The sequence below is a fragment of the Bradyrhizobium sp. USDA 3315 genome (assembly GCF_054056795.1).
The window spans coordinates 7,198,709-7,224,806 of record NZ_JBSRYP010000001.1 but is presented as its reverse complement, the minus strand read 5'-3'; the positions used below and the strand labels follow the sequence as shown (position 1 = coordinate 7,224,806).

The following is a 26,098-nucleotide window of genomic DNA, read 5'->3' as shown; positions in this document are numbered from 1 at the left end:
GGAGTGCCCGGCGGCGTGAAGCGCTGACGGCGGCACTATCGCGCGGCGTGGGGAACTTCAAGGCGCACTAACGCCGCAAGAGGCTCGCGATGCGCTCGCGAGCCCCGATCGGGAACGACGCCAGCCACGTCGCCGCGGGTCCGATTGCTCAGCCCAGCGTCTTCAGCCAGGCGCTGATCTCGGTCACCGCGATATTGGCCTGATTGAGCAGCTTGCCCATGGTGAAGAAGCCGTGGAACTGGCCGGGGAAATGCCGATAGGTCACCGGCACGCCGGCGTCCTTGAGGAATTTCGCATACTCGTCGCCTTCGTCGCGGAGCGGATCGGCGCCGGCGGTCAGCACATAGGCCGGCGGCAAGCCGGCAAAGTCCTTCGCGCGCGCCGGCGAGGCACGCCAGTCGTTGTTGTCGGCGTCACCGAGATAATGGTTGGCGAACCAGCCGATCACCGAATGCGTCAGGAGGATGCTGGTCTCGGGCTCGCGATGCGAGGGATGCTTCCGCGAGAAATCGGTCGCGGGATAGATCAGCAGCTGGGCCGCGAGCTTCGGCCCGCCGTCGCGGGCGGTCAGGGCAACCACCGCCGCGAGGTTGCCGCCGGCGCTGTCGCCGCCGACGATCAGGCGCGCGGCGTCGATGCCGAGATCCCTGGCATTGGCGGCGACCCATCGGGGCGCGGTGATGGCGTCATCGACCGCGGCAGGGAAACGATGCTCGGGCGCGAGCCGATAATCGATCGAGATCACGATCAGCTCGCCCTCATGGGCAAGCTTCTGGCAAACCACCTCATGGGTATCGAGGTCGCCGATCACCCAGCCGCCGCCGTGGAAGAACACCAGGCAGGGCGCGAGCCCGTCTTTCTTGCGCAGCGTGTTCGGCGTGTAGATGCGGGCAGGGATCGTGCCGTGCGGCGCCGGGATCGCGAGCGGCTTGCTCGATTGCAGCGCGGGCGGCTCGGGATTGGAGACGACGCGGGCGGCTCGGTAATAGTCGCGCGCTTCCGGCGCGGTCAGCGTCTCGTAGGCGGGACGGCCGGCCTCCTGGAACGCCTTGTAGACGGCAGCGGCATCGGGATCGAGAACGACGGGCATTGGGGGGACCTTCTTTTGGTGATGTCATTCCGGGGCGATGCGAAGCATCGAACCCGGAATCTCGAGATTCCGGGTCTGGTGCTTGCGCACCATCCCGGAATGACGGTCGTGTCAGGCGGCGGTGCGGCCGCCGTCGACGGTGTAGGCGGAGCCGGAGACGTAGCTCGCCTCGTCGGAGGCAAGGAAAGCGACAATGGAGGCGACCTCGCTTGCGAGGCCGAGCCGGCGCGCCGGGATGCGGTCGACGATCTTCTCGATCGGCGGCGGCGCGTTGCCGCCGGAGCGGCCCTGCAGGATCGTGCTCAGCATCCGGCTCTCGATCATGCCGGGGCAGACGCAATTGACCCGCACGCCGGTGCCGGTGCATTCCCAGGCCGCGCTCTTGGTCAGCCCGATTACCGCGTGCTTGCTCGCGCTGTAGACCGCGATCATCGGCGATCCCACAAGGCCGGCGATCGAGGCGGTGTTGATGATGCTGCCCTTGTTCTGCTTCAGCATGACCGGCAGCACATGCTTCATGCCGAGGAAGACGCCGACCACATTGACGTCGAGCACCCGGCGAAAGCTCTCCAGCGAATATTCGGGGATCGGCCTGATGTCGCCCTCGACGCCGGCGTTGTTGTAGAAGGCATCGATGGTGCCGAAGCGGTCGACGGCGGCGCGGACATAGTCCTTGACCTCGTTCTCGTCGGTGACGTCGGCTTCGATTGCGAGGGCCTCGGCCGAGGCCGGCAGGTCCTTGATGGCGGCTTTGAGATCGGCGCCCTTGCGGTCGACTGCGACAATCCGCGCACCCCGTTCGGCGAGCAGCTGGAGCGAGGCGGTTCCGATGACGCCGGCAGCCCCGGTGACGACGGCGACGCGGCCGTCGAGCCTGATGCGATCGGGCATGGTGGGTTTCCTCTGGCTGGTCCGGTTCGATCCGGATTTTCCTGGTTTTCACGCGCGGCGGCGTGCCTTCAGCGTGAGGACTATCACACGTGTTCCCAGGAGTGACCAGAGGCTGCCCAGTGGACCGGGGAGAGGTGGCCGGGTGCCCTTTCCCCGCCGTATTCGGCGTGTTAACCGGTGGCCTGCGAGCGGCCGATATCAAGGTAGACTGTCGCGAGCCCGATTCGCCCTTTAAAGCCGCGCGAGATGCTTCGAACCGTTGCCCTGACTGGCTTTGCGGCCCTGGTTGCCGCCTCAACCATCTCGCTTGCGCCGCCCGCGCGCGCGCAGATCGGAACGATTTTCTCCGATCCCGCGCCGCGTCCGCCCGGCTCGATCCCGCGTGGTCAGCCGGCTCCTCCCAGCGACGACGACGAGGAAGTGCCGGAATTGCCGCGCGGCCGTCTGCTGCCGACACAGCCGCGGGCGCTGCCGCCAGGCCAGGCGGTGCCGCCGCCCGGCAGCGTGCAGTCGCAGCCGCTGGCGCCGCCGCCGGGCTCGACGGTGGCTCCGCAGGGCACCCAGCCCGGTGTCGCAGTGCAGCCGCCGCAACCCGGCGGTCCCGCCGTCGCCAATACGCCGCCCGGCGCCAACCCGCTGCCGCCGGGGCAGCGTCCCAAGGGCACGCCCCCAGGCACCCCGCCGCAGACGCCTGCCACGTTGCAGCCGGGCGACGAGGTCGTGCAGGAGCCGCCGTCGACCAAGATCACCAACAAGAAGGCGAGCTTCTCCGGTCTCGACAAGATCACCGGGCGCATCATCAATTTCGACGAGGATATCGGCGAGACCGTGCAGTTCGGCGCGCTGCGGGTGAAGACCGATGCCTGTTACACGAGGCCATCGACGGAAGCCGCCAACACCGATGCCTTTGTCGAGGTCGACGAGATCACGCTGCAGGGCGAGGTGAAGCGGATCTTCTCGGGCTGGATGTTCGCGGCGAGCCCCGGCCTGCACGGCGTCGAGCATCCGATCTACGACATCTGGCTGACCGACTGCAAAGGGCCGGACCAGACCATCGTGACCGCCGCGCCCGATCCGCCGAAGGCGCCGACGCCTCCGCCGCCGCCGGCCCAGAAGCGCGCGCCGCCGAAGCAGGCCGCGCCGCGTCCGCCGCCGCAGCCGCAATACCAGCAGCAGCCGCCACCTCCCCCGCCCCAACAACAGCAGCGGCCGGGCGGGTTGTTCGGCGGATTGTTTGGGAACTAGCAAGCACGGCGTAGCCCGGATGAAGCGCAGCGAAATCCGGGTTTCTCTCCGCGGACAGACTTGTCCCGGATTGCGCTTCGCTTCATCCGGGCTACGCGATCAACCGTTCAATTGCGTTCGGCGATGATTGCCAGCGCGTCGGCACCTTTGACCGGCTGGGTGGCGTCGAGCCTGCGGAAATCCGCCGGCGCGCCCGTGATCGCCTTGTCGAGCAGCGTGCGATAGCGGCGCCGCGAGATCTCGATCGCGCCGAACGTCCTCAGGTGCTCCGTCACATATTGCGTGTCGAGCAGTTCGAACCCGCCCGCGATCAGCCGCGCCACCAGATGCACCAGCGCGACCTTCGATGCGTCGCGCGTGGTGTGAAACATGCTTTCGCCGAAGAAGGCGCGGCCGAGGCTGACGCCGTAGAGCCCGCCGACCAGATTGTCGTCCTGCCAGACCTCGACGCTGTGGCAATGGCCCGACGCGTACAGCCCGACATAGAGATCGCGGATGCGCCTGTTGATCCAGGTGTCGTCGCGGCCGGGCTGCGGCGCCGCGCAACCGGCGATCACGGCCTTGAACGCGGTATCGACGGTGACCGTGAAGGCATCGGAGCGCACGGTGCGCGCCAGGCGGGAGGCGACACGGAAGCCGTCGAACGGAATCACGCCGCGCAATTCCGGCTCGACCCAGAACAGGGTCGGATCGTCGGCGCTCTCCGCCATCGGGAAGATGCCGCAGGCATAGGCGCGCAGCAGCACCTCGGGCGTGATCTCGGAGGAGGCGGAGTCGCGTGACGTCATACCGCCAAGGATAGCAAAGCGCGGGCGGTCTTGCGATGGGGGCTGCCACCGGGACGCTACGTGTTGACGAAACGCGCTGGTTCCTCCACAAGCCGCGCCGTTCCGCAGCAGTTTCCCGAGACGGACTGCGCGGTCGTGCTAGATTGCAACAAAAAGATGGCGGCGCTGCCGGGACACGGCGGCTTGCGCGCCCGACAATCGACACAGGTGAGGGGGACGCTGCATGAAATGGTCATGGCGGACGTTTGCGCCGTTGCTGGTTTGGCTTGTGATCTATCTGGTCCCGGTGCCTTCGGGGCTGAACGCCAATCAGTGGCACTATTTCGCGGTGTTCGCCGCCGTGATCACCGGGCTGATCCTTGAATCGATGCCGGTCGGCGCGGTCGGTCTGATCGGCCTGACGGTCGCCGGCATCGGCGGCTATGTCGAGCACGACCCGAACAAATCGCTGCGCTGGATGCTCGGCGGCTTTTCCGAGAGCACGGTGTGGCTGATCGTCGGCGCCTTCGTGTTCTCGATCGGCTATCGCAAGAGCGGGCTCGGCCGCCGGCTGGCGCTGCTCTTGGTGCGCGGCCTCGGCCGCCGCACCATCGGGCTCGGCTATGCGGTGGCGTTCTCCGATCTCGTGCTGGCGCCGGCGACGCCCTCAAACACCGCGCGCTCCGGCGGCACCATCTATCCGATCGTCAGCAACATCCCGCGCATCTACGGCTCCGAGCCCGGCCCGACCGCGGGCAAGATCGGCACCTTCGTGATGTGGACCGCGTTCGCGACCACGGCCGTCACCAGCTCGCTGTTCCTGACCGCGCTGGCGCCGAACGCCGCCGCGCTCTCGATCGCCAAGAAGCTCGTCAACATCGAGGTCGGCTGGTCGCAATGGTTCATCGGCTTCGCGCCGCTCGGGATCCTCTTGCTGCTGCTGGTGCCGCTGCTCAGCTATCTGGTCTGCCGGCCCGAGATCAAGGAGAGCCCCGAGATCGTGACCTGGAGCGAGGGCGAGCTCGCCAAGATGGGGCCGCCGTCGCGGCACGAATGGATCATGGCGGTGCTGGTGGTGCTCGCGATGTTCCTGTGGATCTGCGGCTCCAACCCCAACATCAGCGTGCCGCTGCTCGGCTCGAATTTCATCAACGCGACCACGGTCGTGTTCGTCGTGATCTCGCTGATGCTGCTGACCGGCGTGATCGCGTTCGAGGACATCGTCGCGGAGAAGAGTGCGTGGGAGGTATTTTTCTATTTCACCTCGCTGCTCACGCTGTCGTCCGGCCTCAACGAGATCGGCTTCATCAAATGGGTGGCCGAGGGTTATGCCAAGCCGCTTTCCGGCACGTCGCCGATGGTCGGGATGATCCTGCTCGTCACCTTCTTCTTCTGGATCCACTATTTCTTCTCGAGCATCACCTCGCATACCGCCGCGGTGCTGCCGGTGGTGCTCGCCGTCGGCTCCAGCATTCCCGGCCTGTCGGTGCAGACCCTGATGCTGCTCTGCGTGTATTCGCTGGGCCTGATGGGCGTGATCTCGCCCTATGCCACGGGACCGGCGCCGATGTATTACGGCAGCGGCTATATCGGCAAAGGCGACTTCTGGAAATTCGGGCTGATCTTCGGCCTGATCTACTTTGCCGGATTGTTGCTGATCGTGTTGCCTTGGTTACAAATGATCGGGTAAAATAGCCACAATCCAGCGAGAAACAGCGGCCGACCGGGAAGAGCCGCTATCCTTTACAATTCTTAACGCGCTTTGTCCGGCAGAAGCCTTCAAAATGCTTCGTCGGATGTGGCGCGCGCGGAGTTCAGGGGACACATAGAGCCGCGCGAGCTCATTCGTGTTTCTTCGTGGGCAGGTTATGGACCAGCAGATCAAAGACCCGTCGATTGTGGCGCCCGAGCGAACCAGGCGAGGATCGCGTTGGCGGGGGTTTCTGACGGGATGTCTCGTGCTGGCGGTGCTGGCCGGCATCGTCTGGTGGACGCGGCAGCAGGCCGCGCCGCCGCAGGCCGGTGGCGGGCGCAACGCCGGGCCGATGTCGATCGTACCGGAGACGATCGGCAAGGGCGATATCGGCGTCAGCCTGAATGCGCTCGGCACCGTGACGTCGCTCGCGACCGTGACGATCAGGAGCCAGATCAGCGGCTATCTGATGAACATCGATTTCAAGGAGGGCGATGAGGTCAAGAAGGGCGACCTGATCGCCGAGATCGATTCGCGCCCCTACGAGGCGACGCTGGCGCAGGCCAAGGGCCAGCTCGCCCGCGACGAGGCGCAGCTGAAGGGCGCCCAGGTCGATCTCACCCGCTACCAGAACCTCGCCGCGCAGAACGCCGTGCCGCATCAGACGCTCGACACCCAGGTCGCGCTGGTCGCGCAGTACCAGGGCACGGTGGAGGCCGATCGCGCCTCGGTGAAGTCGGCCGAGGTGAATTTGCAATATTGTCACATCGTGTCGCCGATCAACGGGCGCGTCGGACTGCGCCAGGTCGATCTCGGCAACTATGTGACGCCCGGCGATACCAACGGCCTCGTCGTGATCACGCAGCTCGAGCCGATCAGCGTGCTGTTCACGCTGCCGGAGGACAATCTGCAGGCGGTCTCGAAGCGGTTGAGGGAGGGCGCGGTGCTGCCGACGGCGGCTTATGACCGCAGCGGCGCCAACAAGCTCGCCGAGGGATCGTTGCAGACCTTCGACAGCCAGATCGATGCGACCACCGGCACCATCAAGCTGCGGGCGCAGTTCGAGAACGACAAGCGCACGCTGTTTCCGAACCAGTTCGTCAACGTCCGCCTGCTGCTCGATACCCACAAGGATGCGACGACGATGTCGACCGCCGGCATCCAGCGCGGTGTCCCCGGCACCTTCGTCTATCTCGTCAACGCCGATAGCACGGTCTCGGTGCGGCCGGTCAAGCTCGGCGTCACCGACGGCGACCGGGTCGAGGTGCTGTCCGGGCTCGCGGCCGGCGATCGCATCGTGATCGACGGCGCCGACAAGCTGCGCGAGGGCGCGAAGGTGGTCGTGCGCTCCGCTGCCGATGCCGCGAACCCTGCCGCTGCGGCCAAGGGGGCGGCGAAGGGAGATAGCAAGGGAGATAGTAAGGACGGCGCTGATCCCGGAGGCGGCCACCACAAGCGGTCCGAGGACGGGCAGAAGAAATGAACCCGTCGCGGCCATTCATCCTGCGGCCGGTAGCGACGACCCTGATGATGATCGCCATCATGCTGTCGGGCATGCTGGCGTTCAGATTTCTCCCGGTCGCGGCGCTGCCGGAGGTCGACTATCCGACCATCCAGGTGCAGACCTTCTATCCGGGCGCGAGCCCCGACGTGATGACCTCGTCGGTGACGGCGCCGCTCGAGGTGCAGTTCGGCCAGATGCCGAACCTGACCCAGATGAGCTCGGTGAGCTCGGCGGGCTCGTCCGTGATCACGCTGCAATTCGGCCTGTCGATCTCGCTCGACGTCGCCGAGCAGGAGGTGCAGGCCGCGATCAATGCCGCGGGCAATCTGTTGCCGTCGGACCTGCCGGCGCCGCCGATCTACGCCAAGGTCAATCCGGCCGATGCGCCGATCCTGACCCTCGGCCTGACCTCGAAGACCATGCCGCTGACCCAGGTACAGGATTTCGTCGACACGCGGCTGGCGCAGAAGATCTCGCAGCTGCCGGGCGTCGGCCTCGTCAGCATCAGCGGCGGCCAGCGGCCCGCGGTGCGCATCCAGGCTGATATCCGCAAGCTCGCGGCCTATGGCCTCAACATCGACGATCTCCGCACCACGCTCGGCAACGCCAACGTCAACACGCCGAAGGGCAACTTCGACGGCGCGATGCGCGCCTACACCATCAATGCCAACGACCAGATCCGCAATGCCAGCGACTACCGCTCGCTGATCATCGCCTACAAGAACGGCTCGCCGGTCCGCCTCAGCGATGTCGGCAACGTCGTCGACGGCGCGCAGAACGACAAGCTCGGCGCCTGGATGAACGAGACGCCGGCGATCATCCTCAACATCCAGCGCCAACCCGGCGCCAACGTCATCTCGGTGGTGCAGGGCATCAAGGACCTGCTGCCGCAGCTGCAGGCCACGCTGCCGGCCGCGATCGACCTCAATATCCTGACCGACCGCACCGTCACGATCCGGGCCTCGGTGCGCGACGTCGAATATGAGCTGTCGCTCGCCGTGATCCTGGTCGTGCTTGTGATCTTCGTGTTCCTGCGCTCGACCCGCGCCACGCTGATCCCGAGCCTGTCGGTGCCGCTATCGCTGGTCGGCACGCTGGGCGCGATGTATCTGTTCGGCTTCAGCCTGAACAATCTGTCGCTGATGGCGCTGACGATCGCGACCGGCTTCGTGGTCGACGACGCCATCGTCGTGATCGAGAACATCTCGCGCTACATCGAGGAGGGCGAGTCGCCGCTCGAGGCGGCGCTGCGAGGGTCGGAGCAGATCGGCTTCACCATCATCTCGCTGACGGTATCGCTGATCGCGGTCCTGATCCCGCTGCTGTTCATGGGCGACGTCGTCGGCCGCCTGTTCCGCGAATTCGCCATCACGCTGTCGGTCACGATCCTGATCTCGGCCGTGGTGTCGCTGACCCTGGTGCCGATGGCCTGCGCCAAGCTACTGAAGCCGGAGGCCATGGCGCGGGAAAACACCTTCCAGCGGCTCAGCCGCGAAGGCTTCGAGGCCGTCATTGCGATCTACGCCCGGATGCTCAATTGGGTGCTGGATCGCCAGACCTTCGTGCTGCTGATCGCGCTCGCCACCTTTGGTCTGACGGCGCTGCTCTACGTCGTTATCCCCAAGGGCTTCTTTCCGGTGCAGGACACCGGCGTGATCCAGGCGATCTCCGAGGCGCCGCAATCGGTGTCCTATGCGGCGATGGCCGAGCGGCAGCAGCGGCTCGCCAGCGCGATCCTGAAGGATCCGGACGTGCAGAGCCTGTCGTCGTTCATCGGCGTCGACGGCACCAACACCACGCTGAACAGCGGCCGCATCCTGATCAATCTGAAGCCGCATGAGCAGCGCAAGGCCAATGTCTCGACGATCATGGACCGGATCAAGGCGAGCACGGCGGCGCTGACCGGCATCACGCTCTACATGCAGCCGGTCCAGGACCTCACCATCGAAGGCACGGTGAGCCGGACGCAGTACCAGTTCATCCTGCAGGATGCCGATCCGAACGAGCTTGCGGAATGGACGCCGAAGCTGGTCGACAAGCTCCGGGAATTGCCCCAGCTCAGCGATGTCACGAGCGATATTTCGGCGCAGGGGCTTTCGGTGTTCGTCGACATCGACCGCGACCAGGCGGCGCGGTTCGGCATCACGCCGGCGACGATCGACAACGCACTGTACGATTCCTACGGCCAGCGCATCGTCTCGACCGTCTTCACCAATTCGAACCAGTACCGCGTGATCCTCGAGGCCGATCCGTCGCTGCAGACTTCGCTGGACTCTCTGTCGTCGATCTACCTGCCGTCATCGGTGGGCTCGACGCCGGTGCCGCTGTCGGTGATGGCCAAGATGCGGGTGGAGACCGCGCCGCTGCAGATCTCGCATCTCGGCCAGTTCCCGTCGGCGACCGTCTCGTTCAACCTGGCGCCCGGCGCCTCGCTCGGCGGGGCGGTGACGGCGATCAAGCAGGCGCAGGCCGACATCAACCAGCCGCTCGGCATGATCACGAGCTTCCAGGGCGCGGCGCTGGCGTTCCAGTCCTCGCTGTCCAACCAGCTGTTCCTGATCCTCGCCGCGATCATCACGGTCTATATCGTGCTCGGCGTGCTCTATGAGAGCTTCATCCATCCTTTAACCATCCTCTCGACGCTGCCCTCGGCCGGGATCGGCGCGCTGCTGGCGCTGATGATGGCCGGACAGGATCTCACGATCATCGCGATCATCGGCATCATCCTCCTGATCGGCATCGTGAAGAAGAACGCGATCATGATGATCGACTTCGCGCTCGATGCCGAGCGCAACGAGGGCAAGCCGCCGCGGGAGGCGATCTATCAGGCCTGCCTGCTGCGGTTCCGGCCGATCATCATGACGACGATGGCAGCTGTGCTCGGCGCGCTGCCGCTGATGCTCGGCAGCGGCGCGGGGTCCGAGCTGCGGAATCCGCTCGGCATTTCGATCGTCGGCGGCCTCCTGGTGAGCCAGCTGCTGACCCTGTTCACGACACCGGTGATCTACCTCTGGTTCGATCGCCTCGCGCTGCGATTTGCCGGGCGGGCGGACGAGATCGGCGAGGCGAGCGGGTCGCGTTGAGCCATGGATCCGTCAACGCCCTTCATCCGTAGGCCGGTGGCAACGACGCTGTTGACGTTCGGGCTTGCGGCGGCCGGCATTGTCGCGTTCTTCAAGCTGCCGGTGTCGCCGCTGCCGCAGGTGGATTTCCCGACCATCTCGGTGCAGGCGACGCTGCCCGGCGCCAGCCCGCAGGATGTCGCGACCACGGTCGCAAGTCCGCTCGAGCGACATCTCGGCCAGATCGCCGACGTCACCGAGATGACGTCGTCGAGCTCGGTGGGCGCGACCCGCATCACGCTGCAGTTCGGGCTGAACCGCGACATCAACGGCGCGGCGCGCGACGTGCAGGCCGCGATCAATGCGGCGCGGGCCGACCTGCCGACCAGCCTGCGCAGCAATCCGACCTACCGCAAGGTCAACCCGGCCGACGCGCCGATCCTGATCCTGACGCTGACGTCGGATACGCTGACGCGCGGCGATCTCTACGACGCCGCCTCCACGGTGCTGGCGCAGAAGCTGTCGCAGGTCGAGGGCATCGGCGAGGTGGTGGTCGGCGGCAGCTCGCTGCCGGCCGTGCGCGTCGATCTGATCCCGCAGGCACTCTACAAATACGGCATCGGGCTGGAAGACGTCCGCGCGGCGCTGTCGAGCGCCAACGCCCACAGCCCCAAGGGGGGCATCGACGTCGGCGACCAGCGCTACCAGGTCTACGCCAACGACCAGGCCAACAAGGCCGACGACTACAAATCGCTGATCGTGGCCTACCGTAATGGCGCACCGGTTCATCTCTCCGACGTCGGCGAGGTAGCCGACGGCGTCGAGAATTTGCGCAATGCCGGGCTCGCCAACGGCAAGCCGGCGGTGCTGATCATCCTCTACCGGCAGCCGAACGCCAACATCATCAGTACCGTCGACCTCGTGAAGGGGGTGATGCCGCAGCTGCAGGCGTCAGTCTCGCCGGCGATCGATATAGGCTTTGCGGTCGACCGTTCGACCACCATCCGCACCTCGCTCCGGGACGTCGAACGAACCCTCGTTCTGGCGGTGCTGCTGGTCATCATCGTGGTGTTCGCGTTCCTGCGCAATGCGCGGGCCACCTTCATTCCGGTGGTGGCGGTCTCGGTGTCGCTGGTTGCGACCTTCGGGGCGATGTACCTGTTCGGATACAGCCTCGACAATCTCTCCCTGATGGCGCTGACGGTCGCGACCGGATTCGTGGTCGACGACGCCATCGTGGTACTGGAGAACGTCACCCGTTACATCGAGGACGGTCTGAGCCCGCTCGAGGCGGCGCTGAAGGGCGCCAACGAGGTCGGCTTCACCGTGCTGTCGATGAGCATCTCGCTGATCGCGGTGTTCATCCCGATCCTGCTGATGGCCGGCATCGTCGGGCGGTTGTTCCGCGAGTTCGCGATGGTGATCTCGATCTCGATCCTGATCTCGCTCGCGGTCTCGCTGGCGACCACGCCGATGATGTGCGCCGTGCTGCTCAAGCCGGACACCGGCGGCCATGGCCGGCTCTATTGGGCGAGCGAGCGCTTCTTCGAGGCGATGCTAAATTTCTACCGCAGAACGCTGACCGCGGCGTTGGTGCATCCGCTGTCGGTGATGCTGATCCTGGCGGCGGTGTTCGGCCTCAACTTCTATCTCTACGACGTGATCCCGAAGGGCTTCTTCCCGCAGCAGGACACCGGCCGGCTGGTCGGCTCGATCCAGGCTGACCAGAGCGTGTCGTTCCAGCTGATGCAGCAGAAGCTCGCGCGGTTCGTCGGCATCATCAAGCGCGATCCGGCGGTTGAGACGGCGGTCGGCTTCACCGGCGGCGGGCAGACCAATTCCGGCTTCGTGTTCGTCTCGCTTCGTCCGCTTGATGAGCGCAAGATCGGCGCCGACGGCGTGATCGCGCGGCTGCGCCGCGAGATGTCGGTGGTGCCGGGCGCGAGCCTGTTCCTGCAGGCGGTGCAGGACATCCGGGTCGGGGGCAGGGCCTCGAACGCGCAGTATCAGTACACGCTGCAGGGATCGACGCTGGAGGAGCTCAATGAATGGACGCCGAAGATCGCGGCGGCCCTGCAGCGCGATCCTGATCTCGCCGACGTCAACAGCGACCAGCAGAACAAGGGCCTGGAATCCGATCTCGTGATCGACCGCGACGCCGCGGCCCGGCTCGGCATCACGGTGAGCCAGATCGACAACACCCTCTACGACGCCTTCGGCCAGCGGCAGGTGTCGACGATCTATGTCGCGCGCAACCAGTATCACGTCATCATGGAGGTCGCGCCGCGCTACTGGCAGAACCCGGAGACGCTGAAGGACGTCTATATCAGCACGTCCGGCGGATCGGTCGGCGGCTCGCAATCGACCAACGCGGTGGCAGGCACGGTCGTCGCCCCAGGCAACTCCAGCGCGGCCAGTGCAGCCAACGCCCAGGCCGCGCGCAACCAGGCCACCAACTCGATCGGTTCGACCGGGAAGGGCGTTGCCTCGACCGGATCGGCCGTCTCCACCAGCAGCGAGACCATGATCCCGCTGTCGGAAGTTGCAGCATTCAAGCAGGGCGCGACGCCGCTTGCGGTCAATCACCAGGGTCTGTTGGTCGCCAACACCATCTCGTTCAACCTGCCGCCGAACGTGTCGCTGAGCACGGCGGTCGGCAGCATCGAGGCGACCATGAACCGGATTGGGGTCCCGGCCACGATCCGCGGCACCTTCCAGGGTACCGCCAAGGCGTTCCAGGACTCGCTGAGCAACCAGCCGTTCCTGATCCTGGCCGCGCTGGTGGCGATCTACATCGTGCTGGGCGTGCTCTACGAGAGCTACATCCATCCGCTGACCATCTTGTCCACATTGCCCTCGGCGGGTGTGGGCGCCTTGCTGGCGCTGATGGCATTCAAGACCGAGTTCAGTATCATGGCGCTGATCGGCGTCATCCTGCTGATCGGCATTGTGAAGAAGAACGCCATCATGATGATCGACTTTGCGCTGGAGGCGGAACGCAGGCGCGGGCTGGAGCCGCTCGAGGCGATCCGGGAGGCCTGCCTGCTGCGCTTCCGCCCCATCATGATGACGACGATGGCCGCGCTGCTCGGGGCGGTGCCGCTGGCGATCGGCATGGGCGACGGCGGCGAGCTGCGGCAGCCGCTCGGCATCGCCATCGTCGGTGGCCTGATCCTGAGCCAGGTCCTCACGCTCTACACGACGCCGGTTATCTACCTCTATCTCGACCGGTTCCGCCTGTGGGCCCAGCGCGCGCGCCGTGGCGGCGCGATGCGGACGCCGGGCTCCTCACTTCAACCGGGCGAGTAAATGCCGACAGGTACAGCGTTGCGAAATCTTCAGTTGATGCGCAAGCCGATCCGGTTTCTGCGCGTGGCGGCGTTCGGCGGCCTCAGCCTCGGTCTGTCCGGCTGTATTCCCGGGGCGGAGAAGCCGGAGCTCAGCCTCGAAGTGCCGGCGAGCTACAAGACTGCGGCCAAAGGCGATGCCGACGCGGCTGTTCCGGCGCTTGCCTGGTGGCGCGGCTTCCGCTCGCCCGAACTGACCGGGCTGATGGAGTCCGCGCAGCTCTACAATCTCGACATCGCGGTGGCGATCGCCCAGATCGTGCAGGCCGACGCCCAGGTCGGCGTGTCCGGCGCCGCGCTGCTGCCGTCCATCTCCGGATCGGCGAACGCCGAGCGTCAGCGTGTGGCAACGGGATCCAGTTCGTCGTTCGGCACCAGCGGCACTTTCTCGCAGTACAGCCTGGGGCTGAGCGCAAGCTACATCGTCGATTTCTGGGGCAAGAACCGCGCGACGCTGTCGGCCTCGGAGGAGAGCGCGACCGTCGCGCGCTACAATCGCGAGGTGGTCGCGCTGACCACGATGGCGACGGTCGCCAATACCTATTTCCAGCTGCTGGCGGCGCAGGACCAGATCAAGGTCACCCGCCGCAACCTCGCGGCGGCGGAGCGCATCCTTGCGCTGATCAAGTCGCAATTTGCGGGCGGCACCGCTTCGCAGCTGGATCTGTCGCAGCAGGAGGCGCTGGTCGCCACGCAGCGCGCGGCGATCCCGCCGCTCGAGGTAACGGTCGGGCAGAACACCGCGGCGCTCGCCGTGCTCGTGGCGCGCGCGCCGGCCGATTTCAAGGTGCGCGGCGGGTCCACCACGCAGATCGCGGTGCCGCGCGTCACGCCGGGACTGCCGTCGGAATTGCTCTACCAGCGGCCTGACGTCCGCGAGGCCGAGGCGCAGCTGGCGTCGTCCAATTTCAGCGTCGACGCGGCGCGCGCGGCATTCTTTCCGCAGATCCAGCTGACCGGCACTACCGGCTTCCAGAGCGCGGCGCTCGCCGCGCTGTTCGCGCCCGGCGCCTGGTACTACACGCTCGCCGCCGGGCTAACCCAGCCGCTGTTCGACGGCTTCCTGCTGGAGAGCCAGCTCAAGCTCGCCAAGGGGCAGCAGCTGCAAAACCTGCAGGCCTATCGCAAGGCGGTGCTGTCGGCCTTCGCCGATGTCGAGAAGGCGCTGATCGCGTTGCAGAAGTACACATTGCAGGAGCGCCTGCAGTCCGACGTCGTCGCCGCCTCGCGCAAGGCGTTCGAGGTCGCCGAGACGCAGCTGCGCGGCGGCACGGTCAACCTGATCACGGTGCTGCAGGCGCAGCAGACGCTGTTCACGGCAGAAAACAATCTGGTTACGGTCCGGCTCAACAAGCTGCTGGCGGCGAGCAGCCTGTTCCAGGCGCTCGGCGGCGGCTGGACGCCCGCCGGTACGCTGGCGGCGGCAGTGCCATGAGGTCAGCCATGCAGCGTTTCGCGACACTCCTCGTTGCCCTCGTCATCGGGCTCGGCGTATCGACCGGCGCGTCCCGCGCGCAGCAACGTCCACCCAACAGCGTTCCGCTCGCCTTCGGCATGAGCGCCGACCAGGCCAGCCGGTCGCTCGGCGTTCCCCTGAATTATGTGCGCGGCACGCCGGGCAATGAATTGTTCGTCGCGCTGCCCAATGTCAGGGGCAGCGTGCTGTCGAGGCGCAGCGACGGGCTCTATCTGCAATTCGGCAAGGGACGCCTGATCGCCTGGAAGGGCGACTGGGGCACCCTTCCGCAATGAGGGTTCTGGCCATGATCGCCATGAGAGGATTGATCGCCTGCGCCGCCATCGCGCTCAGCGTAGCCGCGGCATCGGCCCAGCAGCGGCCGCTGCGCTACGGCAGCACCGGCGGCGCGTATTTCGACGGCAGGGACGACGACCGGGATTTTCGCAGCAACGGCTATTTCCCCGGCAATTTCGCGGCCGATCCCTTCAGCGCGGGGTTCGGTGCGGCCGGCCTGTTCGGCTCGACGCCGTGGCATTCCGCGCGACCCTATCCGTCGCAGGTTGTGTTTGGCGCGCCGTGCCAGGACTGCCGTCCGCACCGCGCACGCCGGCACCGCGGCAGGCACGAGTGAGGCGCTTCGCAAAGGCTTGATGCCTCTAGGCCTTGCGCAAGAGCTCGTCGATGATGCGCAGCTTCATCCAGCCGGCCTTGTCGATGATTTCGTTGCGCAAGGTGTCCTTTTCCATCTCGTATTGTTCGTGCGAGATATCCCGGCCGCCGGTCGCGGTGATCCCGAACGTCTCGAGCAGGGCGTTGTGCCGCGCCTTCCACGCGATCACATGCTCGGTCATGACTTGCGTCACGGATGGAAGGAAGCCGGGATGGCCTGCGAGACCGCATGACGCCGTGGTCTGCGGGTCTTCTGCCAGCATGATCACGTTCCACTCGTCGTAGCCGATCAGCCCCATCTGCGCGTAGAGAAACGCGCCTTGCGGTCCATCCCAGATTTTCTGGTCGATGACCAGGAACGGCACCGCGTGGCAGTGGCCGTGCCGCGCCGTCATGTCGCGGTTGAAGGTCTCGGTACGGTCCTGCAATCGCTTGCTGGCCGCAGCGAACACGGCAAGGCGATTGTCTGCCGTCGGTACGATGCTGGCTTCGCCATCAGGCGCGAAGCCTGCATCGCGCAGCATCGACCCGATCAGCGGGTGATCCCACTGCTGCTTGTGAAAAGCCGGCGTCGCGCCCTCGGCGCCCGACGCCGGACGCACGGTCTCCTTGAGCTCGCCCGAGTTTGTCTCTTGGGTCGTCTCTTGCTTCTTTCCAAAAACTGGCCTGCGCCCGAACATCGCGTGCCGCTCCTGCCAAGCAGTCGGCACAAGCATCGCAAAGGACGCCCAGAACTTTCTTAAACGGTCAGGCCTGGCGGGCAGCGATCGATCAACAGCATGACGCAGTCGTTAAAACGAACCGGACAAATCAATCGAATTTGCTGAAATTGGCGGCATTAGCTGGCGGCGGCGCTTGTCGATTTGTCGAGCGCCGGGCTGACGCGGGCGAACCGCACCACGAAGCGGGTGCCCTTGTGGCCGGGGTCGCGCTCGACGCTGGCATCGAGCTTGGCTGCCATCGCGCTGACGATCCGCTGGCCCATGCCGGTGCCGCGCGGATCGGCCTTATCGGAAAAGCCGACCCCGTCGTCGCTGATCGCGAGCTGCAGATCGTCGCCTTGCGGCTTCAGCTCGACATGGATCGGGCCGGCGCCGTCGGGATAGGCGTACTTCACGGCGTTCATCACCAGCTCGTTGACGATGATGCCGATCGCGACTGCGCGGTCGGGATCAATCTCGATCGGGTCGGCCTTCAAGGTCAGCCGCGACATCTTGTTGCCTTCGGCCGATCGCCGGAGATCCTCGAGCAGTGCCTCGAGATACTGGTTGAGCATCACCGTCTTGAAGTCGTGCGAGGTGTAGAGGCGGCGGTGCACCTGTGCGACGGCCGCGACGCGCCCCATCGCGTTGGTGAGCGCCGCCTTCACATCCTGCTGGGTCGAGGAGTTGGCCTGCAGATGCAGCAACGAGGCGATGATCTGCAGCGAATTGCCGACGCGATGGTTGACCTCGCGGAGCAGAACCTCACGCTCTGCGGCGAGCGCGGCATAGCGGTCGCGCGAGGCGTGCACCTCGGCCTCGGCCTCGTCGCGCGCCTTCTGGAGCGCGGCCTGCCGGATCGCGCCGTTCACCGCGACCTGGAGCAGGGGGATGAACTCGCCCCTGACGTCCTTGACCAGATAGTCCGCCGCGCCGGCCTTCAGTGCGGTGACGGCGATCGCCGAATCCTGCGACGCGGTGACGAACACCACCGGCGGAGCGTCCGGTATCTTGAGGATCTGCTCCAGCGTCTCCAGCCCGTCGAGGCCGGGCATGTACTGATCGAGCGCGACGACGTCGATGCCGCCCTGGGCGAGCCGATCGAGGCCTTCCTGGCCGCTTGCGGCGTGCACGACCTTATAACCCGCGCGCGTTAGCCCGCGTTCGACGAGGCGCGCCAGCGCCGCGTCGTCGTCGATGTAGAGCAGTGTCGGCGTTGCGCTGGTCATACGGAAGCCGGCGGCACCTGAATCACGGAAAAGAACAGGCCAAGCTGACGAATGGCGTTGGCGAAGCTTTCGTAGTTCACCGGCTTGGTGATGTAGACGTTGCAACCCAGCTCGTAGCAACGCTTGATCTCCTGGGAGTCGTCGGTCGTGGTCAGCACGACCACCGGCGTCGACTTGAGATATTTGTTCTCCTTGACCCGCCTCAGAATATCGATGCCGGTCATATCGGGCAGATTGAGATCGAGCAGGATCAGCAGGGCCTGGCCCTTGCGCTCGACGGCGCTGCCATCCTTGCCGAACAGGTAGTTGACCGCCTCTGTACCGTTGGTGAACGGGATGATCTCATTGTTGACACCCGAGCGCCGGATATTCCGCTCAATCAGGCGGGCATGGCCCTCGTCGTCCTCGATCATGATGATGGTGACTGGATCACTCATGTCACTTTGTCCCGGTTCTTGCCTGACCAATTGATAGGCAGCGTAATCGTGAAGGTGCTGCCGTTGTGAAGTTCCGATGCTACCGACATGGTGCCGCCCAGTCTGCGCACAAGTGCGCGGACATGGGCAAGCCCGATGCCCTGACCGGGCTTGTCCTGGGTTCCGGCGCGGCGGAACAAATCGAAGATGCGCTGGTGGTCCTTGGGATCGATGCCGCGGCCGTTGTCGGTGACCTCGAAGATCGCGAAGCCGAGCTTGGTGCGGCCCTCGATCGAAATCTCGCCGGGAACGCCGTTCCTGAGGTACTTGAGGGCGTTGTCGATCAGATTGGAGAAGATCTGCTCCAGCGCGAGGCGGTCGCTGACGATATTTGGCAGCGCGCCGACCTCGACGGTCGCGTTGGCCTCGACGGCCTGGTGAGCCATCGTCTTGACGATGCCGTCGATCAGCTCGCGCAGATCGATGCGTTCGGGCTTGAACTCGCGGCGGCCCTCGCGGGTGAGATTGAGGATCGCACTGATCAGGCGATCCATCTTGGCGATCGACGATTTGATGAAGCCGAGCGATTCATTGAAGTCGTCGGATAGCTGCTTGTCGGAGCCTTCGAGCTCTGGCTCGGCCACATCGGTCGCGTCTTCCGGCATCGCCGGCGCTAGCGAGGCGGCGCGATTGAGCGTGGCGATCCGCTTGAAGATGTCGCCGCGCAGTTCCTCGAGCTCGCTGGTGAAGCCCATGATGTTGACCAGCGGCGAGCGCAGATCGTGGCTGACGATATAGGCGAAGCGCTGGATTTCCTCGTTGGCCTCGCGCAGGTCGGAGGTGCGCTCGTCGACGATGGTTTCGAGATTGACGTTGCTGTCGCGCAACCTGGCCTCGGCCTCGTCGCGTGCCCGCGACGATCGCCGCAGCAGCACCACCGAGAGGGCGGCGAGCGCCAGCACCATGCAGGAGCCGGCGATCGTGACGGAGGAGGCCAGCACCTGGGTCTTGTCCGCCGTCGCGGTGCGCAATGCCAGCAGACGATCCTCCTCGGTGCGGATGTCGCGGGCGATCCGGGCGATCGCCTCGACCGCATCGGTCGATGTGGTCTTGCGCAGGACGTCGACGCTGGTCGCCGTGTCGTTGTTCTTGACGCGCTCGATGCTGAGCGCGAACTCGGCCAGCCGTTGCTCGACGGCGGCCTTGAGCTTCGCGGCATTGGCGACCTGCGCCGGATTATCCACGGTCATCATCTGGAGATGGTTGAGCGCGGCCGGGACTCCCGCTGCCGCGGACTGGTACTCGGACAGGTATTGTGGTGCTGATGTCAGCAGATATGCCCTGGTCGCGCTTTCGGCGCGCCTGACGTCGAGCAGCAGGTTGGCAATCTGGCTGTCGGTCTCGACGGTGTGAATCACCCAGGCGTTGTCCTCGCGCGCCTTGTTGACCAGCAGGACGGACGCCACGCTGACCGCGACCAGCACGAAAAATCCCGCCGACAGCAGGAGGATCTGTAACGTCGATCGGCGTCGTGAAACGACCGTCACGACGATCTCGCTATGGGAGTGGGATTCAACGCGTCCCCGTGGAAAGCCAATAACCCTATAGTACGTCTGAGGAAGGGCTGGGTTCCACGGAGTTCCGAACTATTTTGCGGCGTCGGACGGCTGACCGGCGAGGTACTGCTCCAGCCAGTGAATGTGGTAGTCGCCCTCGATGATGTCGGGCTCGCGCACCAGCGCGCGGAACAGCGGCAGCGTCGTCTCGATCCCGTCGACCACCATCTCGTCCAGCGCCCGGCGCAGCCGCATCAGGCATTCGCCGCGGGTCTTGCCGTGCACGATCAGCTTGCCGACCAGCGAGTCGTAATAGGGCGGGATCACATAGCCCTGATAGACGGCGGAATCGATCCGCACGCCGAGGCCGCCAGGCGGATGGAATTGCGTGATCCGTCCGGGCGAGGGACGGAAGGTCTGCGGGTTCTCCGCATTGATGCGGCACTCGATGGCGTGGCCGATGATCGCGATGTCGTCCTGTTTGGCCGGAAGGTCGCCGCCGGCGGCGATCCGGATCTGCTCCAGCACGAGATCGATATCGGTGATGCTTTCGGTGACGGGATGCTCGACCTGGATGCGCGTGTTCATTTCGATGAAATAGAACTCGCCGTCCTCGTAGAGGAATTCGATGGTGCCGACGCCGAGATATTTCATGTCCCGCATCGCCTTGGCGCAGGTCTCGCCGATCCTGGCGCGCGCCGCCGCCGCGAGCACGGGCGACGGGCCTTCCTCCCAGACCTTCTGGTGACGGCGCTGCAGCGAGCAGTCGCGCTCGCCGAGATGGATTGCGCCGCCGCGGCCGTCGCCGAGAATCTGGATCTCGATGTGGCGCGGCTTCTGCAGATATTTTTCCAGGTAGACCGAGGCGTCGCCGAATGCCGACTTGGCCTCGTTGGCCGCGGTCGAGAGCGCGAGCGCGAGGTCAGCCTCAGTATGGGCGACCTTCATGCCGCGGCCGCCGCCGCCGGCCGCCGCCTTGACCAGCACCGGGAATCCGATGTCTCTGCCGATCGCGAGCGCGTCGGCCTCCGAGGTCACCGCGCCGTCCGAGCCGGGCACCACGGGAATGCCGAGGCGCTTGGCGGTCTTCTTGGCTTCGATCTTGTCGCCCATCAGGCGGATGTGCTCGGCCTTCGGTCCGATGAAGCCCAGATTGTGGTCGGCGAGGATCTCGGCGAAGCGCGCGTTCTCGGACAGGAAGCCGTAGCCGGGATGCACGGCGTCGGCGCCGGTGATCTCGCACGCCGCGAGCAGCGCCGGCACGTTGAGATAGGAATCCTTCGACGGCGGCGGGCCGATGCACACGCTCTCGTCGGCGAGCCGCACATGCATGGCGTCGGCGTCGGCGGTGGAATGCACCGCGACGGTCGAGATGCCGAGCTCCTTGCAGGCGCGCAGCACGCGAAGCGCGATCTCGCCGCGATTGGCTATGAGGATCTTGTCGAACATCGCAGCGCCTGGTGTTGACGGAAGCTATTCAATGATGACGAGCGGCTCGCCGAATTCGACCGGCTGGCCGTCCTCGACGAGAATCTGCGTCACGGTGCCCGCGCGCGGCGACGGGATCTGGTTCATCGTCTTCATGGCCTCGATGATCAGAAGCGTCTGGCCGGCGGAGACCTTGGTGCCGATTTCAATGAACGGCTTGGCGCCCGGCTCGGGCGCCCAATAGGCGGTGCCGACCATCGGCGACGGCACGGCGCCCGGGTGCTTGGCGAGATCGGTCGCAGCCGCAGCCACCGGGACGGCAATGGCGGCCGGTGCGGCAACGCCCGCCACGGAGGCGGCGGGCACCGAGGCCGCGATGCTGATGTTGCGCGCGACGCGGACACGCAGGCCGGCACGCTCGATCTCGATCTCGGTCAGATTGGTTTCCGCAAGCAGCAGCGCGAGTTCGCGAATGAGGGCGCTGTCGTCGCTCTTGGAGTCGTTCTTTTTTGCGGTTGATTTGTCGTCTGGCTGGCGCGCCATGCTCTGTGATCCAAAATCTTTGTCTGGTGACGGGGAACGTCAGGATTGACGATTAAGTCTTTGGCTTGGCGTCGATCTTGACGCCGATCCTGGTGGCGAGGCCGATGATCGCAAGCCGGTAGCCGTCGATGCCGAAGCCGCAAAGTGACGCGAAGGCGGCTTTAGCAGTGAACGAGTGGTGCCGGAAGCTTTCGCGGGCGTGGATGTTGCTGACGTGAACTTCGACCGCGGGGATCTTGACCGCGATCAGCGCGTCATGCAGCGCGATCGAGGTATGAGAGTAGCCACCGGCGTTGATGATGATGCCGACCGCCTTCTTGGCGTGGGCCTCATGGACGAAGTCGATCAGTTCACCCTCGCGGTTGGACTGTCGGCAGTCGGCGCTCAGCCCGAACTGGCGCGCGGTGTCTGCGCACAGCTTCTCGACATCGGCGAGGGTGGCATGGCCGTAGGTCTCCGGCTCGCGCGTCCCCAGCAGGTTGAGGTTCGGGCCGTTCAGCACATAGATCGTTCCGGCAGCAGCCATTCCAGAGTTTCCTGCTAAGGGTTCCGGCCAAAGGTTCCGAAGGGGGTCCGACAAGGGGTGGAGTGGGCCGGGTTATAGGTAACAACCGGCCGAAGGGGAAGTCTTTAGGTGAAATCGGAACGTCTTCAACAACTTCCTCCGACCTGTTAGATGACTGTCCTAACCTGCGGAAAATGCTGATTAACCAAATCTTGCGGAAGCGCCTTCGGCGGGCGCTCCGGCCCGCCATCCACTGCGCGATGCGGGGTGCGGCCGAAAGCAAGACCCCGCCCCGAAGGGGCGGGGTCGAGATGAAGGCGAGGGCCCGTTTGGGCGCCCTCGCACCGAGGCCGGTTTAGCCCTCGATGATGTAGACGATCTCATGGGTCTCAGGCTGCACGATCACGTAGCGGCCCTTGACCAGGATGAACTGATAGCCGCGCCACTGCGGGTAGATCGTCACGACCCGCTCCGGCACCGGGTAGAAGTGAACGTCAGCCGGAACGCGGGTGCCGACCGACACGTTAAAGTTGACGTTGGTGGCTTCGGTCACGTGCTCCGACTTGATCGCGGTCGTGATCTGGCTGCGCTTCTCGGCCGGCGGAGCCGCGGTGGCCGACGTTGCCGCGTTACCGGTCGTGGTCTGCGTGCGGCTCGTGTCGTTGGTCTGCGCGCGGTTGGGGTCGGCCGGGCTCTTGGTCTGAGCGTTCTGGTTGGTCGTGGCACCGGCACCGCTCTTGTCGCGGCCCTCGGCGTTCATCTTGCCGCTCTTGTCACGCTCCTCGGCTTTCATGTTGCCGCTCTTGTCGCGACCTTCGGCCTTCATGTCCTTCGAGCCCTCCTTGGAGCCCTTGGTCGCTTCGTTCTCCGAGCTCATGCCCTTCGACTTTTGGGTACTGTCCTGCGCGCCCTTGGTGGCAGTGCCGGACTTGTCGGACTCCGCACCCTTGGTGCTCGACTCACCGGTCGTCGAATGCTCGGAACCCTTCATGCCGCTCTTGTCATGCTGCATGGTGCCCGATGACGCACCACCGGACGGTGCAGACTGCTGCGTGGTCGCACCACCACCGGCCCCGGTTTCCTTGTTGGCGCCGCCGGCGCCCTGTGCGTTCGCGAAACCGGTGCCGGCGATCAAAGCCGCCGCCGCGACCGAAATCAGAAAGCGGTTAGACATCGCAATTCCTCCTCGTTTTTCAGCATTGCCCGCGCCGACAACGGGAGAGCATGTGCGATGTTCCTGTTGATTTGCGGTTCCTTGCGGTTTGTTCTTGAGGTGAATGCGCGATGAACGCGCGAGATGAATGCGCGGCTGCTTCAACCGCAGGCCCAGTCGAACTCCGCGCCCGCATGATCGAGCTGGCCGTTGCCGCCGCCGAAATTGAAGCCGCCGAAATGCTCTTCGATCTCGAGATTAGGTCGCGCTATATTTTCGGCTTCGCGCGACTTGCGTCGTTGGTGACGGCCCTTGGTTGCGACCCGCGCGGAATCGGTTCGGGTGGCGGCAACAAAAAATCCGGCTGCATCGCAGCCGGATTTTGTACGCGATGAGCGCTGTCGGAGCGGCGATCAGCAGGTCGCCTTGCCGCAGCGGGCGATGCCGATCTTTTCCTTGAGGTTGTCGACGCCGACGGCGCCGATCACGACCTGCTTGCCGATCACGTAGCTCGGTGTGCCGTTCATGCCCATGGATTCGGCGAGTCGGAAGTTCTCCTCGATGGTCGCCTTCACCTCGGGGCTCGCCATATCCTTCTCGAGTTTCGCCATGTCGAGACCGACCTCCTTGGCGACCGCCAGCGCACGCGCCTTGTCGGCGGCGCCACGGCCGCCGAGCAGCTTCTGGTGGAAATCGAGATACTTCTTGCCGGTCGGATCCTGCATGCGCACGGCGACCGCGACCTGCGCGGCCTCGACCGAGCCCTGGCTCAGCACCGGGAATTCCTTCAGCACGACCTTCAGCTTCGGATCCGCCTTCATCAAATCGAGCATGTCGGACATCGCGCGCTTGCAGTAGCCACAATTGTAATCGAAGAACTCGACGAAGGTGACGTCGCCGTCCTTGTTGCCGAGCATGACGCCGCGCGGCGAATTGAAGATGGTGTCGGCGTTCTTGGCGACGCTCTGCTCATGCTTCTCGGCTTCGGCGGCGGCCTGCCGCTTGCTCAGCTCGTTCATCGCCTCCTCGAGCACCTCCGGGTGCGCGATCAGATAGTTGCGCACGATGGTCTCGATGTCGCCGCGCTGGGTGTCGGTGAAGCTCTGCGCGGACGCCGGAAGCGGCGCGGCGCAAACGCCGAGCGCGAGCAGGGCAGGGGCAAGAAAACGAAGCGCTGGCATGACAAAATCCTTGTTCGCGGTGGCTCAAAAAAACGGCGGGGCCGTGAGCCGGTTTCGGTGATCGTTGTATGGAACTACGGTTTATTTCTAGTTGTTTTTCTGACCCGGCATGGGCTTGGCGCTCACAATGTCGTCAGCTTTGACCCAGCCGGGCGTGCCGATCGCGAACCGCGTCTTGGCGCGTGACGCAAGATCGCGGGCGGTCTTGGTGTCGCCGCGGAGATAGGCGGCCTGCGCCGAGGCGAGGTCGGCCTGGGCATAGTCGCCCTTGCGGCCATAGGCCATCGCGAGCTGGGTATAGCCGAGCGGCGCCTCGGGCTCGCGCGCCACCGCGGCACGCAGCATGTTGATCGCCTCGTCGGTGTAGGCCTTGTTGTCCGAGGCGACCAGCGCCTGGCCGAGCAGCATCTCGATCAACGGCGAATTGCTGGAGAGCTGCACTGCGCGGCGCAGCGGCGCGATGGCTTCTGCCGGCCGGCCGCCTTCGAGCAGCGCCTGGCCGCGCAATTCATGGAAATAGGGATTGTTGGGCTGCACCTGGATCAAGCCGTCGATCTGCGCGATCGCCGAGCGCAGATCGCCGTGCAGATAGGTCGTGATCGCGCGTGCATAGCGCGCCGGCAGGCTGGTGTTGGACAGCGGATAGCGGCGGTAGACCGTGTCCTGCCGCTCCATGAAGCCCGAGATCTTGGCGCGCATCATGTCGTGGCGCAGCTGCAGCGCCGGATCGTCCTTCTTGTCCCAATAGGGGCTGGAGCGCGCCAGTTCCTGCAGCGCGGAGACGCGATCGACCGGCATCGGATGCGACTGCAGATAAGGGTCAGCCCCGCGCGAGGCGAACAGGCTCTCGTCGGTGAAGCGCTTGAACGTCTCGTACATGCCCTTGGCGGACTGTCCGGTCGCGTTCAGGAACTTGACGCCGGCGCGATCGGCGTTTTCTTCCTGCTGGCGCTGATAGGACAATAGCGTGCGCTGAATGACCGCTTGCGGCGCCGAGATCGCCGCGGCGCCGGCGCTGGAGAGACCGTTGCCGCCGCCGCGGCCGCCCGCACCCGCGGCAAGCGCGCCGACGCCGAGCAGCATCGCGATGATCATCTGGGTCTGGGCTTGCGCCAGCTGCTCGCGCATCTTGGCGAGATGGCCGCCGGCGAGGTGGCCGGTCTCGTGCGCCAGCACGCCGATGATCTGGTTCGGCGTCTCCGATTGCAGCAGCGCGCCGTAATTGACGAAGATGCGCCGGCCGTCGGCGACGAAGGCGTTGAACGAGCCGTCGTTGATGATCACGATCTGGATGTTCTGCTTCTCCAGACCGGCGGCGCGCAGGATCGGCCTTGTGTATTCGCGCAGCAGCTGCTCGGACTCGGTGTCGCGCAGCACCGGCGGGCCTTTTTGCTGGGCTCGCGCAGGGACCACGGGGCCGACCGCGAGCGCAACCGCAGTCATGAGCGCGGTGAGCTTGAAGGTCCTGGTGCGAAGCGCGAGGCGGAACAGCATGGGCGATCTATCGGCGATGACTGGCCGCGCCGGCGCGAGTCCGGGGGCCGGGCCCGACCGGATTTGGCGCGTGGCGCAGTCTGTTGTTTTTGCAGTTCTTCTTCACGCGAACCGGGTATTCACTTGGCCTGAAAGCGTTATAAGGAGCCACCGAATGCGGCCAGT

General features: G+C 65.4%; 22 protein-coding genes. 9 read left to right on the top strand and 13 right to left on the bottom strand.

What is annotated here, in order from left to right; all coding sequences use genetic code 11:
• Positions 1–148: 148 nt before the first annotated feature.
• A complete protein-coding gene (locus ACVIYL_RS33880; protein WP_456780634.1) occupies positions 149–1,090 on the bottom strand; it encodes an alpha/beta hydrolase in 942 nt (313 codons plus the stop codon).
• Positions 1,091–1,201: 111 nt separating this feature from the next.
• On the bottom strand, positions 1,202–1,981 hold the full coding sequence (locus tag ACVIYL_RS33875) for an SDR family NAD(P)-dependent oxidoreductase (RefSeq protein WP_253608832.1): 780 nt from the start codon (positions 1,979–1,981) through the stop codon (positions 1,202–1,204).
• Positions 1,982–2,227: 246 nt separating this feature from the next.
• Here ACVIYL_RS33875 and ACVIYL_RS33870 point away from each other — a divergent pair, with 246 nt between their 5' ends.
• Positions 2,228–3,226, top strand: coding sequence for a DUF2155 domain-containing protein (locus ACVIYL_RS33870; RefSeq protein WP_253608831.1), 999 nt, complete (start codon positions 2,228–2,230; stop codon positions 3,224–3,226).
• A 107-nt stretch (positions 3,227–3,333) separates the two neighbouring features.
• On the opposite strand, the gene aat is transcribed toward ACVIYL_RS33870, so the two are convergent.
• Positions 3,334–4,014, bottom strand: a complete 681-nt coding sequence (aat, locus tag ACVIYL_RS33865; RefSeq protein ID WP_057019982.1) for a leucyl/phenylalanyl-tRNA--protein transferase — start codon at positions 4,012–4,014, stop codon at positions 3,334–3,336.
• A 223-nt stretch (positions 4,015–4,237) separates the two neighbouring features.
• On the opposite strand from aat, the gene ACVIYL_RS33860 reads away from it, so the two are divergent.
• The 7 genes from ACVIYL_RS33860 (at position 4,238) to ACVIYL_RS33830 (ending at position 15,689) form a co-directional block, all read left to right on the top strand.
• On the top strand, positions 4,238–5,683 hold the full coding sequence (locus ACVIYL_RS33860; RefSeq protein WP_225162515.1) for a DASS family sodium-coupled anion symporter: 1,446 nt from the start codon (positions 4,238–4,240) through the stop codon (positions 5,681–5,683).
• 178 nt (positions 5,684–5,861) lie between these two features.
• Entirely contained in the window at positions 5,862–7,169 is a 1,308-nt protein-coding gene (locus ACVIYL_RS33855; protein WP_456780633.1) for an MdtA/MuxA family multidrug efflux RND transporter periplasmic adaptor subunit, read from the top strand.
• Complete coding sequence (locus tag ACVIYL_RS33850) at positions 7,166–10,273, top strand: MdtB/MuxB family multidrug efflux RND transporter permease subunit (RefSeq protein ID WP_253608829.1); 3,108 nt, start codon at positions 7,166–7,168, stop codon at positions 10,271–10,273. The genes ACVIYL_RS33855 and ACVIYL_RS33850 overlap by 4 nt, the downstream gene beginning before the upstream one ends.
• 3 nt (positions 10,274–10,276) lie before the next feature.
• Complete coding sequence (locus ACVIYL_RS33845) at positions 10,277–13,561, top strand: efflux RND transporter permease subunit (protein WP_253608828.1); 3,285 nt, start codon at positions 10,277–10,279, stop codon at positions 13,559–13,561.
• Positions 13,562–15,034: an efflux transporter outer membrane subunit gene (locus ACVIYL_RS33840; RefSeq protein WP_076832244.1), complete on the top strand. Its 1,473-nt coding sequence runs from the start codon at positions 13,562–13,564 to the stop codon at positions 15,032–15,034.
• A gap of 8 nt (positions 15,035–15,042) precedes the next feature.
• Positions 15,043–15,351 carry a hypothetical protein gene (locus ACVIYL_RS33835; RefSeq protein ID WP_253608826.1) on the top strand — a complete coding sequence of 103 codons (309 nt, stop codon included), beginning with the start codon at positions 15,043–15,045 and terminating at the stop codon, positions 15,349–15,351.
• Between the two features lie 11 nt (positions 15,352–15,362).
• On the top strand, positions 15,363–15,689 hold the full coding sequence (locus tag ACVIYL_RS33830; RefSeq protein WP_253608825.1) for a BA14K family protein: 327 nt from the start codon (positions 15,363–15,365) through the stop codon (positions 15,687–15,689).
• A 25-nt stretch (positions 15,690–15,714) separates the two neighbouring features.
• Here the strand turns inward: ACVIYL_RS33830 and ACVIYL_RS33825 are convergent, their stop codons facing one another.
• From ACVIYL_RS33825 to ACVIYL_RS33790, 8 genes are all read right to left on the bottom strand, one after another.
• On the bottom strand, positions 15,715–16,407 hold the full coding sequence (locus ACVIYL_RS33825) for a hypothetical protein (protein WP_253636037.1): 693 nt from the start codon (positions 16,405–16,407) through the stop codon (positions 15,715–15,717).
• A 158-nt stretch (positions 16,408–16,565) separates the two neighbouring features.
• On the bottom strand, positions 16,566–17,657 hold the full coding sequence (locus ACVIYL_RS33820; RefSeq protein ID WP_253608823.1) for a sensor histidine kinase: 1,092 nt from the start codon (positions 17,655–17,657) through the stop codon (positions 16,566–16,568).
• Positions 17,654–18,094, bottom strand: coding sequence for a response regulator (locus tag ACVIYL_RS33815; protein WP_092084305.1), 441 nt, complete (start codon positions 18,092–18,094; stop codon positions 17,654–17,656). The genes ACVIYL_RS33820 and ACVIYL_RS33815 overlap by 4 nt, the downstream gene beginning before the upstream one ends.
• The gene (locus ACVIYL_RS33810; RefSeq protein ID WP_253608822.1) at positions 18,091–19,620 is read right to left on the bottom strand and encodes a sensor histidine kinase; all 1,530 of its coding nucleotides are present in this window, start codon (positions 19,618–19,620) and stop codon (positions 18,091–18,093) included. Before ACVIYL_RS33810 ends, ACVIYL_RS33815 begins: the two co-directional genes overlap by 4 nt.
• A 99-nt stretch (positions 19,621–19,719) precedes the next feature.
• Entirely contained in the window at positions 19,720–21,078 is a 1,359-nt protein-coding gene (accC, locus tag ACVIYL_RS33805) for an acetyl-CoA carboxylase biotin carboxylase subunit (RefSeq protein WP_028344933.1), read from the bottom strand.
• Positions 21,079–21,102: 24 nt separating this feature from the next.
• Positions 21,103–21,600 (bottom strand): acetyl-CoA carboxylase biotin carboxyl carrier protein, encoded by a 498-nt coding sequence (gene accB, locus ACVIYL_RS33800; RefSeq protein WP_253608821.1) that lies wholly within the window; start codon positions 21,598–21,600, stop codon positions 21,103–21,105.
• A gap of 52 nt (positions 21,601–21,652) precedes the next feature.
• Positions 21,653–22,126, bottom strand: coding sequence for a type II 3-dehydroquinate dehydratase (aroQ, locus tag ACVIYL_RS33795; protein ID WP_253608820.1), 474 nt, complete (start codon positions 22,124–22,126; stop codon positions 21,653–21,655).
• Between the two features lie 334 nt (positions 22,127–22,460).
• Positions 22,461–23,279: a DUF1236 domain-containing protein gene (locus tag ACVIYL_RS33790; protein ID WP_057019995.1), complete on the bottom strand. Its 819-nt coding sequence runs from the start codon at positions 23,277–23,279 to the stop codon at positions 22,461–22,463.
• A 110-nt stretch (positions 23,280–23,389) separates the two neighbouring features.
• Here ACVIYL_RS33790 and ACVIYL_RS33785 point away from each other — a divergent pair, with 110 nt between their 5' ends.
• The gene (locus tag ACVIYL_RS33785; protein ID WP_253641399.1) at positions 23,390–23,653 is read left to right on the top strand and encodes a hypothetical protein; all 264 of its coding nucleotides are present in this window, start codon (positions 23,390–23,392) and stop codon (positions 23,651–23,653) included.
• Positions 23,654–23,671: 18 nt separating this feature from the next.
• Here ACVIYL_RS33785 and ACVIYL_RS33780 read toward each other — a convergent pair whose 3' ends face one another.
• Positions 23,672–24,439 carry a DsbA family protein gene (locus tag ACVIYL_RS33780; RefSeq protein ID WP_016840097.1) on the bottom strand — a complete coding sequence of 256 codons (768 nt, stop codon included), beginning with the start codon at positions 24,437–24,439 and terminating at the stop codon, positions 23,672–23,674.
• Positions 24,440–24,526: 87 nt separating this feature from the next.
• A complete protein-coding gene (locus tag ACVIYL_RS33775) occupies positions 24,527–25,933 on the bottom strand; it encodes a M48 family metalloprotease (protein ID WP_057019998.1) in 1,407 nt (468 codons plus the stop codon).
• Between the last annotated feature and the right edge of the window lie 165 nt (positions 25,934–26,098).